Source organism: Fictibacillus nanhaiensis, from assembly GCF_042686385.1.
GTDB classification, from domain to species: Bacteria; Bacillota; Bacilli; order Bacillales; family Fictibacillaceae; genus Fictibacillus; species Fictibacillus nanhaiensis.
In genome coordinates, this window is the sequence record NZ_JBHUPF010000006.1 from 1,588,164 (window position 1) to 1,602,472 (window position 14,309).

15 protein-coding genes and 1 riboswitch are annotated in these 14,309 nt (G+C 39.8%); all 15 genes read left to right on the forward strand.

Annotation, left to right across the window (positions count from 1 at the left end):
- Positions 1-40 precede the first annotated feature (40 nt).
- Entirely contained in the window at positions 41-388 is a 348-nt protein-coding gene (locus ACFS5O_RS11640; RefSeq protein ID WP_205727301.1) for a hypothetical protein, read from the forward strand.
- Between the two features lie 194 nt (positions 389-582).
- Positions 583-1,659 carry a type III polyketide synthase gene (locus ACFS5O_RS11645; RefSeq protein WP_205726732.1) on the forward strand — a complete coding sequence of 359 codons (1,077 nt, stop codon included), beginning with the start codon at positions 583-585 and terminating at the stop codon, positions 1,657-1,659.
- On the forward strand, positions 1,660-2,214 hold the full coding sequence (locus ACFS5O_RS11650; RefSeq protein ID WP_205726731.1) for an isoprenylcysteine carboxyl methyltransferase family protein: 555 nt from the start codon (positions 1,660-1,662) through the stop codon (positions 2,212-2,214).
- 79 nt (positions 2,215-2,293) lie between these two features.
- On the forward strand, positions 2,294-3,469 hold the full coding sequence (locus tag ACFS5O_RS11655; protein WP_205726730.1) for a D-alanyl-D-alanine carboxypeptidase family protein: 1,176 nt from the start codon (positions 2,294-2,296) through the stop codon (positions 3,467-3,469).
- Complete coding sequence (locus ACFS5O_RS11660) at positions 3,463-4,056, forward strand: nucleoside recognition domain-containing protein (protein WP_205726729.1); 594 nt, start codon at positions 3,463-3,465, stop codon at positions 4,054-4,056. Before ACFS5O_RS11655 ends, ACFS5O_RS11660 begins: the two co-directional genes overlap by 7 nt.
- On the forward strand, positions 4,057-4,590 hold the full coding sequence (locus tag ACFS5O_RS11665) for a spore maturation protein (RefSeq protein ID WP_205726728.1): 534 nt from the start codon (positions 4,057-4,059) through the stop codon (positions 4,588-4,590). It abuts the gene before it with no gap.
- Between the two features lie 93 nt (positions 4,591-4,683).
- Positions 4,684-5,430: a pseudouridine synthase gene (locus ACFS5O_RS11670; RefSeq protein WP_144699303.1), complete on the forward strand. Its 747-nt coding sequence runs from the start codon at positions 4,684-4,686 to the stop codon at positions 5,428-5,430.
- Positions 5,431-5,484: 54 nt separating this feature from the next.
- Complete coding sequence (gene resA / locus ACFS5O_RS11675; protein WP_318300286.1) at positions 5,485-6,009, forward strand: thiol-disulfide oxidoreductase ResA; 525 nt, start codon at positions 5,485-5,487, stop codon at positions 6,007-6,009.
- 12 nt (positions 6,010-6,021) lie between these two features.
- On the forward strand, positions 6,022-7,626 hold the full coding sequence (resB, locus tag ACFS5O_RS11680) for a cytochrome c biogenesis protein ResB (RefSeq protein ID WP_205726726.1): 1,605 nt from the start codon (positions 6,022-6,024) through the stop codon (positions 7,624-7,626).
- A 25-nt stretch (positions 7,627-7,651) separates the two neighbouring features.
- Positions 7,652-8,836 (forward strand): c-type cytochrome biogenesis protein CcsB, encoded by a 1,185-nt coding sequence (ccsB, locus tag ACFS5O_RS11685; RefSeq protein WP_205726725.1) that lies wholly within the window; start codon positions 7,652-7,654, stop codon positions 8,834-8,836.
- Positions 8,837-9,334: 498 nt separating this feature from the next.
- Positions 9,335-10,051: a response regulator transcription factor gene (locus ACFS5O_RS11690; RefSeq protein ID WP_066395787.1), complete on the forward strand. Its 717-nt coding sequence runs from the start codon at positions 9,335-9,337 to the stop codon at positions 10,049-10,051.
- Entirely contained in the window at positions 10,048-11,847 is a 1,800-nt protein-coding gene (locus tag ACFS5O_RS11695) for an ATP-binding protein (protein WP_205726724.1), read from the forward strand. Before ACFS5O_RS11690 ends, ACFS5O_RS11695 begins: the two co-directional genes overlap by 4 nt.
- 114 nt (positions 11,848-11,961) lie before the next feature.
- Positions 11,962-12,145: riboswitch (cobalamin riboswitch) on the forward strand.
- A gap of 162 nt (positions 12,146-12,307) precedes the next feature.
- Positions 12,308-12,709 (forward strand): DUF4430 domain-containing protein, encoded by a 402-nt coding sequence (locus ACFS5O_RS11700; RefSeq protein WP_205726723.1) that lies wholly within the window; start codon positions 12,308-12,310, stop codon positions 12,707-12,709.
- Positions 12,702-13,232, forward strand: coding sequence for an ECF transporter S component (locus ACFS5O_RS11705; protein WP_205726722.1), 531 nt, complete (start codon positions 12,702-12,704; stop codon positions 13,230-13,232). Before ACFS5O_RS11700 ends, ACFS5O_RS11705 begins: the two co-directional genes overlap by 8 nt.
- A gap of 241 nt (positions 13,233-13,473) precedes the next feature.
- Positions 13,474-14,286 (forward strand): histidinol-phosphatase, encoded by an 813-nt coding sequence (locus tag ACFS5O_RS11710; RefSeq protein WP_205726721.1) that lies wholly within the window; start codon positions 13,474-13,476, stop codon positions 14,284-14,286.
- Positions 14,287-14,309 lie beyond the last annotated feature (23 nt).

The following is a 14,309-nucleotide window of genomic DNA, read 5'->3' on the forward strand; positions in this document are numbered from 1 at the left end:
AAGGGGGAGTCATGCATTGTTGATTCAGCATATTGATGGAATGGAGTTAGAAAAAGAAAAGCCGAATACATCGGAGGACTTTTTTAACCGTTCAGAAGTGACTTATGAGTGGAACGGAAAAACACAAACTTTTCATCTACTTTATGTACGTTATTTTGAAGAGAAACTTCAAGAAGAATTAACGCAGCATGCCTTTTGGAGAGAATACTTGAGCTTCTATAAGATAACAGAAATTGCAGCGCTTACAGCACTGCTTAAAGAACCAGCCTATCTAAAGCGCAAACGAGTCTATATCAACAGTTACGATGAATTTAAAGAGCTATTCAATCAACCGAACGAAGAGTTGCTACGTTCACAACTTAATACCTTAAAACAAATAACAAAGTAAACAGCCTTATATGTATGAGGGCTGTTTTTTTTGTTTTTGTCTTACTACACAAGTTATTTGTAGCGGAGATCAATGACTTCCAACTATTGCGAGGTTTTACTTAAAAGCATACAAATCTTTTTACTCTTCGTTTTAAAAGGCAGTTTAAGGGTAAATTATTAAAAAAGGATATGCAGCAGAAGGAGAGAGATCAATTGCCAAGAATAGCAGCAGTAGAAACGATACATCCGCCTCATAAACTTTCTCAAAATCAAACAATGGATTTTGCAAGAAACCTATTTCAAGACGCGTTCTCCGATATTGAGCGTTTGCTCAAAGTATTTCAGAATGGTGAGATCGAATCACGCTATTTTGCGATGCCTATAGATTGGTTTAAGGAAAAAAGAAGTTTTCAAGAGAAAAATGATTTATACATAGACTTTGCGACAAATTTAGGAGCAGAATGTATCGAAAAAGTGATGTCTGATCAAAGCCTAAAAGTATCATATGAAGATATAGATGCTATTTTCTACATCTCGAGTTCTGGTCTGTCCACTCCGAGTATTGAAGCTAGAATTATGAATATTCTTCCATTCTCATCACATACGAAGCGGATTCCGATCTGGGGTTTAGGGTGTGCGGGTGGTGCTTCGGGCTTTTCAAGGGCTTACGACTATTGTAAAGCCTATCCAAGATCAAATGTGCTCGTATTAAGTGTAGAACTTTGTTCACTCACATTTCAGCACGAAGATCTTTCAAAGAGCAATTTAGTAGGTACCTCATTGTTTGCTGATGGAGTGGCTTGTGCGTTAATCTGCGGAGATGAATCCGTCACGGCCAAAACAGGAGAAATATCGCCATACATAAAAGATACGATGTCCACATTGAAACCACATTCTGAAGACGTGATGGGATGGGAAGTAAAGGACACTGGTTTGTATGTTGTCTTCTCAAGAGATATCCCAAACGTCATCCGAACGTGGCTCAAACCGAACGTCGATGAGTTCTTAAACCGTAATCAGCTAGTTGGAGAACAGATCAAACACTTTATCGCACACCCTGGAGGTAAGAAAGTTTTACAAGCTTATGTTGATGCGCTGGGAATTCCGCTAACAAAGACTGATATCTCAAGAGACGTTTTGAGGGAAAACGGAAATATGTCCTCTGCGACTGTTTTCTATGTCTTAAAAAATTTCATGCAAACAAAAAAAGATGAGGGAGATCTTGGTGTGATGGCTGCTTTAGGACCAGGTTTTTCTTCTGAACTTCTTTTAGTGGAATGGAGGAAGTAGATGAATTGGTTTCTTCTGTTTTGGTGTTTTCTTATCGTACAAAGATTAGCAGAAGTAAGGATTGCTAAATCTAACGAAAAGAAGCTGTTGAGCAAAGGTGCCGTTGAAGCGGGAAAAGATCACTATAAGTGGATGGTCTCGATGCACGTAGCGTTCTTTGTTGTTTTCTTTTTAGAAGTCTTTGTTTTTAATGCACAGCCACCTAGTTGGTGGATCGTTCCGTTTGTATTGTTCCTAATGGCTCAAGTGATTCGAGTATGGGCAATTTCGTCATTAGGTGAGTTTTGGAATACGAAGATCATTCTATTACCTGGTGCGAATGTCGTAGCAAAAGGTCCGTATCGTTTTATGAGACATCCTAACTACACGATCGTCTCGTTAGAACTTTTAGTGATGCCCCTCATTTTTGGTGCCTATTTTACAGCAATTCTTTTCACCATTTTAAATATATTCATGTTAAGTGTGCGGATTCCTGCTGAAGAAAAAGCGCTCATGGAACTGACAGATTACGAAAAAAGCCATGGTGAAAAGCAACGTTTTTTTCCTTCTCAATAATTTGCGGAAGTAAATCCCATTCATAACTCGTCCTTGTTTGCATAAACTTTTACAAAACACCTAAAGGGCGGGATTATGAATGAAACGAACCTTAAAACGAAAACCATTGCTGCTCGTTTTGATCGGTATGCTTATCCTTGCTGCATTCCCGCAAGAAGCAAAAGCTGAACCCGGTGTATCAGCAAGTGCTGCTGTGTTGATGGAGCAATCATCAGGAAGAGTATTATTTGGGCGAAATGAACATCGTCCGATGAGAATAGCAAGTATCACAAAGATCATGACCGCGATCCTTGCAATAGAGTCAGGAAAGATGAACGATACGGTTACCATAACGGAAGCTGCATCGAGAACAGAAGGGTCATCTCTATACTTAAAGCCAGGTGAAAAGATACCCTTAAAAGATTTAGTGTATGGCTTGATGCTTCGATCTGGAAATGATTCAGCCGTTGCGATCGCTGAGCATGTTGGAGGAAGCTTAGATGGCTTTTCTTATTTAATGAATCAAAAAGCGGAAGAGATCGGGATGAAACATACACGTTTTAGAAATCCGCATGGACTCGACACGCATGAAGATCATTATTCAACTGCTTATGATATGGCTGTACTAACAAGGTATGCGATGAATAATGATACGTTTAAAGATGTGTCATCCACAAAGGTCTATCGATCAGAACAAACTGGAGAGAAATGGGATAGAGTGTGGCGGAACAAGAATAAGATGTTGAAGCTGTATGAATATTCCACTGGTGGCAAAACAGGATATACTAAACGTGCAAAACGAACATTAGTATCCACAGCTGAAAAAGACGGAATGGAATTGATTGCTGTCACACTAAACGATCCTAATGACTGGGACGATCATTGCAATTTGTTTGAATGGGGATTTCACTCGTTTAAAATGACAGAACTGATCAAAGAAGGCGAAATCTCCGGTATCAAAGATAAAGGATATAAAGGGAAGGTAGAGGCTGCTCGAACATTTACTTACCCTTTGCAAAAAGAAGAGATCGATCAGATCTCTTCTTCCATCCAGTTGTATGAACTTCCGAAGTCGGGCAAGTGGGAAAAAGATAAAGTGCCTAAACCTGTCGGTAGGTATTTCATAGATTTAAAGGAAACGAGAATCGCTGATCTTCCACTTTATTATGATGGCAAAGCATTGATCAAACCTGATCAGGGAGGTCTTTGGTCGTCATTTAAGAAGATATTCAACAGATTGTTTTTTGTAGCTAAGGAAGATAATCGCCTATGGTAAATTACATCTGGGTCGGAATGATGATAATCGGCTTTATTGTGGCAGGAATAAACGGCACGATGGATAAAGTGAACGAAGCGATTTTTACAAGTGCAAAAGAAGCGGTAACGTTAAGTTTTGGCATGATTAGCATATTAGTATTCTGGTTAGGAATCATGAAAATCGCAGAAAAAGGTGGCTTATTAGAAGTATTAGCCGTCATGTTTCGTCCGATCGTTAAACGACTCTTCCCAGATATTCCGAAGGATCACCCTGCTCAAGGGTATATTCTTTCAAATATGGCAGCTAACTTACTAGGGCTCGGAAACGCTGCAACACCTATGGGGATTAAAGCGATGGAACAGCTTAAGATACTAAATGGCGGCAAAAATGAAGCCAGTCGTTCGATGATCACACTTCTTGCGATCAACACATCGAGTATTACACTTATTCCAACGACGATCATCGCCATCAGGATGAGCTATAACTCTCAATCACCGACTGATATTGTCGCACCAACATTGATTGCGACAGCCATTTCAACAGTAGGAGCTATATTGATAGATCGATATTATTATTACCGTTCTTTGCCAAAGGGAGGGAAATAGATGTCGATCGTCCAATCCTTTTCCATATGGTTTATTCCTTTTTTGATCGGTTTTATCCTTTTATATGGTACCTACAAAAAAGTGCCGACCTATGAGACTTTTGTAGAAGGGGGAAAAGAAGGTTTTTCGATCGCGATTAATATCATCCCTTTTTTAGTCGGTATGCTTGTTGCCATTTCGGTTTTTCGAGCATCAGGAGCTTTGGATTATATCATGATGGCGATGCGTCCGCTATTTTCATTGTTTCATATTCCAGCAGAAGTTGTACCGCTTGGTCTGATGAGGACGATCTCAGGGACCGGCGCTCTCGGGATGACTTCAGATTTAATCGCAACATACGGTCCTGATTCGTTTATTGGAAGACTCGCTTCTACGATACAAGGAAGTACGGATACAACGTTTTATGTATTGACCGTCTATTTTGGAGCGGTGGGTATTAAAAAGATGAAATACGCGTTAAAAGTAGGGTTATTAGCTGATCTGATCGGCTTTTTAGCATCTATAGCAGTGATCTCTCTATTGTTTTACTCATAATTCGACAAAAAAGAGCCGATATGGCTCTTTTTTACGTTTACTGAGGTTGAGAATTACGAATAATGAAGGTATGATGAGACATGAGGTGAAATCATGGAACGATTGCAAAAAGTAATTGCACAGAGCGGCGTAACTTCCAGAAGAAAAGCAGAGGAGTTAATTCGTGAAGGCAAAGTGAAAGTGAACGGAAATGTAGTGACCGAACTCGGCACAAAAGTAGGTACAAAAGATAAGATTGAAGTGAATGAGATTCAAATTCAACGGGAACAACCCGTTTATTTTTTGATGTATAAACCTTCTGGTGTGATAACGGCGGTGTCGGATGATAAGGGAAGAAAAGTAGTAGCTGACTACTTTAAGGACATTATTGAACAGCGTGTGTTCCCTGTTGGAAGATTGGATTATGATACGACCGGAGCCATCATTATGACGAACGATGGTGAGTTTGCGAACGTACTTATGCATCCACGTTATCAACTTGATAAAGTGTACATTGCTAAAGTAAAAGGAATTCCTTCAAGAGAAAGAATCAAGCAGCTTGAAAGAGGAATTCGCTTAGAGGACGGAATGACTGCGCCTGCTAAAGTAAAGGTAACCTCGATCGATAAGAAAAAGGGAACGGCGATCATCGAACTTACGATTCATGAAGGAAAGAACCGTCAAGTTAAGCGTATGCTAGAAGCGATTGGAACTCCAGTTATGAAATTAAAGCGTGAAAGATACGGCTATTTAGATCTTAAAGGTCTTAACCCAGGTGAGTTTAGAGAACTTACTCCACATGAAATCAAACAGCTAAGAAATCTGGCTGTCACACAAACGTCAAAAAAAAGCCGTAGATAGGCTTTTTTTTCAAGTTATAGTAAAATGGAAGCGGCTTAAAGGAGCGGATGGATGTTGAAAAAAAATAGGTTGTGGTTTCGCTCTGCTCTGCTTGCCATTTTAGTTGTTGCGGTCGGTTATACGATCTACAACAGTATGAATGAAGAGTCAGGTACATACATAAGTAAAGGCGATACGGCTCCCAATTTTGTACTAACCGATTTGAATGGCAAACAAGTAGAGTTTGAAGATTACCGTGGTAAAGGTGTTTTCTTGAATTTCTGGGGTACGTGGTGTAAACCGTGTGAACGAGAGATGCCCTATATGCAAAGACAATATGAGAAGTACAAAGATCAAGGTATAGAAATACTTGCTGTGAATGTCAGCGAAACGAATGTATCCGTTAAAAATTTTGCTGATCGCTATCGCATGAGCTTTCCTATCCCTATGGACAAGCAAAGAGAAGTAACAAAAGCTTACGGTATTGGGCCGATTCCTACTACGATCTTGATCGATAAGAACGGAAAAGTAGTAGAACGGACGAGTGAATCATTATCAGAGAAAAAAATTATTTCCTTTATGGAAAAAATAAAGCCGTAACGGGGTGAAATGATGCAAACGATAACATGTGAATGCGGCCACTCTAACCCATACGGAACAAGCCTTTGTCAAGCTTGCGGTAAACCGTTGACGCAAGATGTTGAGATACTATCAAGCATGAGATATGAAGGAAGCGCAAGACGATCTCAGACCTATAAACAGACGTTTGTGGATAAGATTTGGAATTTCTTTTCTTCTGTTAAAGTTGGAGTTTGGCTTATTGTTATTATTTTAGTAGCAGCAGCGATCGGTACCATTTTTCCACAAGAGACGTTCATACCTCCAAATGTTGATCCTGCGACTCATTATGAAAGCGAATACGGTACGCTCGGACTCATCTATTATTTGTTAGGCTTTCATAACCTATATGGTTCATGGTGGTTTATCCTTTTGCTAGGTATGTTAGGACTCTCTATCATTATTGCCAGCCTAGATCGGGGTATACCGCTTTATAAAGCTTTAAAGACCCAAAGAGTAACAAGACATGATCAATTCATGAAGAATCAGCGCTTGTTCTCAAAAAGCAGTGATGTGGAACTTGATGAGATCAAGTACACACTAGAATCTCTTCGTTATAAAGTTCGAGAAGAAAATGGAAACCTTTTTGCAGAGAAGGGACGCTTTTCAAGATGGGGTGCTTATGTCAACCATGTTGGACTCATTATCTTTTTAACAGGAGCGATGCTTCGATTCTTTCCGGGAATGTATGTTGACGATATCTTGTGGGTTCGTGAAGGAGAGAAAGCTTCGATTCCGGGCACTTCAAGCGAACAAGGACAATATTATCTAGAAAACAACGATTTCATACTTGAGATGTATGATAAGGAAGAAAAGAAGTTTAATAGTGCACTAAGCTCTGTAGATGGAGAAGTGGCAAAGAACTATCAAAGTAACGTGACACTCTACAAAACAAAAGAGAACCATACGATTGGAGCAGAGCCAGAGCTCGAAAAAGTGAAAAGCGGTGAGATTCGAGTGAACGAACCGTTTAAGTTCGACTCGTTTGCTCTATATCAAACGGACTTTAAACTTAATGAGTTTTACAAGATGAGTTTTGAACTCGAAGAAAAAGCAACAGGTAATAAGTTTGGTAAGTTAACCGTTGATCTTCATGATCCTAAAAAAGAGTATGATCTTGGGAACGGCTATAAAGTTAAGATCGAAGAATATTTTCCGAACTTCGTCCTAAACGAACAGAATCAGCCATCAACCGTAAATAATTTGCCAGATAATCCAGCGTTTGTATTCTCTATGTATTCTCCTAAAACACCAGAAGGAGAAAAAGCATTTGTAGGCATTCAGAAAAACATAGATTCTGGTGAGAATCTGTTTAAAATGTCTTTCGCTGGTATTGAAACGAAAGACTTAACGGCGCTTACAGTACGAAAAGACCATACGCTTTGGATCATCGCTCTTGGCGGAATCATCTTTATGATTGGTGTTACGCAAGGGTTGTATTGGAACTATAGAAGAATATGGATCAAACAAAACGCAGGTGAAGTATGGGCCGCTGCTCATACGAATAAGAACTGGTATGGCTTGAAAAAAGATGTGGAATTTCTGTCTGATAAGACCAATCTCACACCTTTAGAAGAAAAAGAAACAGCTTCAAAGTAAAGCTGTTCAAGCGGGAGGGTTAATGATGGCTGAAATCAGCAGTACACTTTTATACAGTGCATTTATTATTTACTTGTTCTCTACTCTATTTTTTGCAATGTCTATATCTGATAAAAAGGGAAAAGATGCGGCTCATACAAAAAAATGGGGGAAAATAGGGTTCATTAGTTCGTGTGTCGGTTTTGCCGCTCAATTAGGCTATTTTATTACGAGGTGGATGGCAAGTGGACATGCTCCTGTAAGTAACTTGTTTGAGTTCACTACGTTTTTTGGGATGATGATGGTACTCGCATTTATTATTTTGTACATCATCTATCGAACGAACGGTCTAGGCGTGTTTGCGATGCCGATCGCCGTTTTGGTCATCGCGTACGCGAGCATGTTTCCGAGAGATATCTCTCCACTGATCCCTGCACTACAAAGTGATTGGCTGAAAATTCATGTGACGACAGCAGCCTTAGGAGAGGGAATCCTTGCGATCTCTTTCGTATCAGGACTGATTTACTTGATCCGTACCGTTGATCAGACAGTATCGTCGAAAAAGACTTTATGGTTAGAGGTCATTCTTTATAGCCTGATTGCAGTTGTTGGATTCATCTTTGTTTCCATCGGATTTAAAGCTGCTGGATATGAAACAACGTTTGAAGTGATGAACGATAATAACCAGGCGGTAAAAGTGGTATATGATATGCCTGCTATTGCTGGTCCAAGTAATGGAGAGCAACTGGATGATTCATTTGGTCCTTTATTCTCCACTCCATCTTGGATGAACGGTGTTGATGCTTCTATAAAATTAAACACGTTCATCTGGTCATTACTCGCAGGAGCTGTACTTTACGGCTTGCTTCGTTTGATATTAAGAAAACGAATAGCGGCAGCTCTACAGACAAAAGTTAGAATGAAACCAGATCTTCTCGATGAGATCAGCTATCGAGCAGTTGCGATCGGTTTTCCTATCTTTACGCTAGGAGCACTTATCTTTGCTATGATTTGGGCTCAGCAAGCTTGGTCAAGATTCTGGGGATGGGATCCAAAAGAAGTATGGGCTCTTATCACGTTCTTGTTTTATGCCGCTTTTCTTCATCTCCGATTATCAAGAGGCTGGCACGGAGAAAGGTCTGCTTGGCTTTGTGTGTTAGGGTTCTGGATCATCACATTTAACTTAATCGCTGTAAACCTTGTTCTTGTAGGATTGCATTCATACGCTTAAAGATTTAAAAAGTCTCTCTTTCATTAGAGAGACTTTTTTAAAGTAGACGAACATGATCAACTACATAATGACCTTTAAGAATTGTTGTTTTAATCATTTTTTTTACTACATTGATAAGTTTATTGTAGTGGAAGATGCGAGACTCCTACGGGACGAGCGGCCAGCGCGTAGCGGCAGTCCGAAAAGTGGAAGTGACTCGTTCAGCCCCGACAAGCAAAAGGGAAATGGGCGAGGACAGCGCACTTTGACTTCTTGACCGTTTACCTTTTGACCTCGAGGGGATAGTCACTGCAACTAGACAGAAGGCTCACCGTTCGCCCCGTGGAAAGCGAGCATCTGTAACGGAAATCAACTACTGAATAAGTTTTATTCAAAACCATCCCTAAATCAAAAGAAAACAGACTTACAGCATGTCCGGTTTGTTTAGTGTAGTTGGTTTCATGTATGATAGAGACAGGAAAAAATCTTGTTTAACAGATTTTAAGTGGAGGATTGAATATGGATACAGAAGCTAAAATTCTAGTTGTTGATGATGAAGAAAGAATTCGAAAACTATTAACGATGTATCTTGAGCGAGAGAATTACGAAGTTCATGAAGCAGAAAACGGTGAGGATGCATTACAGATGGCAGTATCTATCAATTTTGATCTGATCTTGCTCGACCTTATGCTTCCAGGAATGGATGGCATTGAGGTTTGTGAAAAATTAAGAGAGAAGAAAGCAACTCCTGTGATCATGTTAACCGCTAAAGGAGAAGAGCTCAATCGTATAGAAGGATTTGAAGCAGGTACGGACGATTATATTGCAAAGCCTTTCAGCCCAAGAGAAGTTATTCTGCGTGTAAAAGCACTGTTAAGAAGGTCTTCTCCTACAAAGTTCCTTCAAACGGAGACGGTTGCAAAAAACGTAGTTGTATTTAAACACCTTACGATCGATCACGATGCTCACCGTGTAACAGCTGGCGGAAAAGAAGTTAACTTAACACCAAAAGAATATGAGTTGTTGTACTATCTAGCGAAGACACCAGATAAAGTCTATGCGCGCGAACAACTCCTAAAAGATGTATGGAACTATGAATTTTTTGGTGATCTAAGAACGGTAGATACACATGTGAAAAGACTTAGAGAGAAGCTTAACAAAGTCTCACCTGATGCAGCATCCATGATTGCAACCGTTTGGGGAGTAGGGTACAAATTTGAGGTTGGGAATGAATGATCTGGAGAAGTGTAGTTGGTAAACTTTGGATCACGATACTTTTATTAGTTTCAGTTGTTTTAACTCTTCTGACCATTCTTCTTACGCAGTTTTTTGAGAACTTTTATGATAATCAGGCAGAAGATCAATTGACAAAGATGGCTGATCGACTCGTCTTAATTATGGAAAGCGATGAAAACAAGGAAGAAGCTATCAGAGTCACTAGTGAAATGGCCGAAGCATATTCCATGTCTATCATGATCATAGATGAAAATCAGGAATCCTTTATGTCTGAGAATACTTACGATGATGCACCATATATCCCTGTCTCTGTTTTCAAAGAGAACGATCAGTTATCAACTGTCGCAGAGAATGGAAAAAAGATCTATGTAAACGGAGATTTTCCCGTTCTGAATAAAAATGATGAGACGATGCAAACAATGATTATCTACGGTGAACCATATGGATCAGGGGAAGATGCAGGAGCCGTTTACGTCTATCAATCCATCGAGAATGTAGAAAAGACAACGAATCATACAAAGTATCTCATCTTTTTAGCAGCAGGGATCGCAATCATCTTAACTACGATTTTTGCGTTCTTCTTATCTACGCGTATTACCGCACCACTAAGAAGGATGAGAGAAGCGGCGACATCTGTTGCTAAAGGTGAGTTTGATATGAAAGTACCGATTTTAACACATGATGAGATCGGTGAACTTGGCATGACGTTTAACCGGATGGGCAGACAATTAAAAAACAACATTACTGCGTTGAATCAAGAAAAAGAGCAGCTAACGAGTGTTTTGAGTTCGATGGCAGATGGTGTGATCACTTTTGATAGAAAAATGAACATCCTTGTTACGAATCCTCCTGCTGATCGTTTCCTACAGGCATTCTATTATGAATCAGGCATGAAGACAGAGGTCAACGGAAACGTTCCTGAGACGGTCAAACAGCTCTTTGGACAGGTTGTTGCTCTAGAGAGTGAACAGATGACAGAGATCGCGATACAAGGCCGCTCATGGGTAGTTGTCATGACGCCATTGTATGACCAATCTATGATACGAGGAGCAGTCGCTGTCCTTCGAGATATGACAGAAGAACGTCGTATGGACAAGCTTAGAGAAGATTTTGTAGCGAATGTTTCACACGAATTGAAGACACCGATCGCGATGCTTCAAGGATATAGTGAAGCGATCGTCGATGATATCGCAGAATCTGAAGAAGAGAAGAAAGAATTAGCTGGAATCATCTTAGACGAATCGAAACGGATGGGAAGACTTGTTAACGAACTCCTCGACCTTGCAAGATTAGAAGCGGGACATATGAAGCTTCACTACAGCTCTCTTCCGATCATTCCTTTTGCAGAAAGAATCGTTCGGAAATTTCAAGGTCCTGCTAAAGACCGAGAGATTCAATTAAATCTAGAATTTAAAAAGAATCTCAAAACCTTGCAAGAGGAGATGGATATCGACCCAGATCGAATTGAGCAAGTCTTAACCAATTTGATTGATAATGCCATTCGTCATACTTCTCAAGGCGGGTTTGTAAACCTAACTGTCGAAGTTAGCGATCAGAACGTGAAGTTTTTCGTTAAAGACAATGGAACGGGCATAAAAGAAGAAGACCTGCCATTTGTTTTCGAACGCTTTTATAAAGGGGACAAAGCAAGAACAAGAGGAAAATCTGGTGGAACGGGTCTTGGTCTTGCCATTGCAAGAAACATTGTGGAAGCACATGGTGGTCAGATCAGCGTTCATAGTAAGAATAATGAAGGTACGACATTTTCTTTCGTTGTTCCGCGAACGTTGAAATAAATTAGCAATACGTCCCGATTAATCTTGTTTCATAAGGAACAAAAGCCGTTTTTAAAAAAGGATTTCACAAATTTCTCCAATATGTTTATAATAGGAATTGTGATTTCATAAAAATTTCATACGTGTTAAACAGGTGCAGTCCTTTATTGGACGAGCTTAATAGGGAAAACGGTTAGATGCCGTTGCGGTCCCGCCACTGTAATTGTGAGAATCCTAGAGTATCGCCACTGTGAAAACGGGAAGGCGTTAGGAGACGATGATCAAGAGCCAGGAGACCTGCCTGTTTGTTACATGACATGACCTACGAGGATAGGGGGGTGTTTAACAGTACCGGGGCCGGTTGCTGTTTTCTGCCTGTATACTATTAATCTCCTTCGTAGCCGAAGGGGATTTTTTTAGTTGCGTAAAGTAAATTGTGTAGTACCAAACAAAGCGTTTTTATAACAGAAAGAGGTAAATCATGAAAAAATTACTTTTAGTATTAGCAACAATGATGATGATGTTGGTGGGCTGTGGAACGACTGAAACGAAGGAAACGGCTGATCAGCCTAAACAAGAAGAAACGAAAAAAGAGCAAGTAACGGTTCAAATCACAAAAGATAACGGAAAAGAAAAGGTTACAGAAAAGAAAATTGAGATTGCAAAAGATGCGACGATCATGGACGTGATGCAAGATAATTTTAAGATTGAAACACAGTACGATGGAGCATTTATAAGCAGTATCGAAGGAGTGGCGGGGAGCGAACAGGACAAAACATCATGGTTCTTCTCTGTAAACGGTGAAGAAGCGATGAAGGGTGCTAAAGAAATCACGTTAAAACCTGGCGATGTCGTAGAATTTGATCTTCACAAGTATGAATAAGCTTACGGTAAAAAGAATAACGATCATCGCATTACTAGCTGCGATATTAACAGTGGGTAGAATCGCCTTTGCTATGATACCGAATGTTCAGCCGAATACGACGATACTGATTCTTGCTTCATTCGTACTCGGTCCAGCTCAAGGGCTCTTACTTGCGATACTAAGTACGATCACAACCAATCTATTTTTAGGACATGGCTTGTGGACGTTCGGTCAGATGTTTGCATGGGGGCTGATTGCCGTTATGAGCGCATACTTAGGCAGATATAGACATAAGATTCCTTGGTTGTTGCTGCCTATCTATGCTGGGTTTTGTGGCTTTTTGTTTGGTTTTATCATGTCCGTTCTCTTTGGCGGAATCATCATGCAGAAATTCTGGCCATATTACTTAGCGAGTCTTCCTTTTGATCTAAATCATGCGATCGGCAACGTAGTGTTCTTTATCGTTCTTTACAAACCACTTCTTTATGTAATGGAAAATTATATAAATAAGGATGTTAGCCAAAAAGCTGCCTTTGAATAGGGAGCTTTTTTTCTTTAAAAACCGGTTCAAAAAGTTGAAAAGCTGAATAGGATGATAAAGTTGATTTTACTTTTACCTAGGAGGGCAAAATGCGAGATTATCTGAACCGTTTTTTTGCTGTGATTTTTTTAATGATGTGCTTAAGCGTCTTATTTATCGGAGGTAAATTGGGAGCATAAACACTTGAACGTTCAATGATTTCATGGTACATATGGTAAAACGTTTTAAAAAGGAGATTAATATGCTAACAGATTACCATTCTCATCTCGAAAAAGGGACATTGACGATCGATTATCTAAAACAGTTTGTAGACACGGCAAAAGAGAAGGGAATACAAGAGTTTGGGATCTCTGAACACGCTTATCACTTTTATGAAACAAAAAACATCGTATCTAAACCATGGATGGAAGAAAGACGCTATTACAAGATGGATGATTATGTGAATCTCTTTAAAAGAGCAGATCAGTTGGAATTGGACGTCCGCATGTCGATTGAAATGGATTATACGCCAGGAAGACATGATGAGATGGAGACTTTTATAAAAACGTATCCATTCGATTATGTGATTGGATCTGTGCATTGGGTCGATGATTTCGGAATAGACCTTGCAGAATATCGCAAAGAATGGGATCGTCGTGATCTTTATGAAACATATCGTTCCTACTATGATCAAATCGTAACACTCGCAGAATCAAACCTATTTGATATCGTTGGACATATTGATCTAGTCAAGATCTTTAAATATGTCCCAACTGATCAAGAATTTCTTTTTGAACAGTATGAGCGCATCACGGATGCGTTAAAAAATTCAAAAACATGTGTAGAGATCTCATCTGCTGGTCTAAGAAAACCGGTCGGACGAATCTATCCAGAGCCAGAACTTTTATCCCTTTGCTATAAAAAAGGAATACCGATCGTCCTCTCTTCAGATGCTCATGAACCTCACCAGGTGGGAGAGAACTATGAGTCGACGATTAAGCTCGCAAAAGAGATCGGTTATACAAAGTTGATGACTTTTCAGAATGGAGAAAGAAAAGAAGTTGAATTAGGTTAATCACGAAGAAAAAGCTCTGCAAA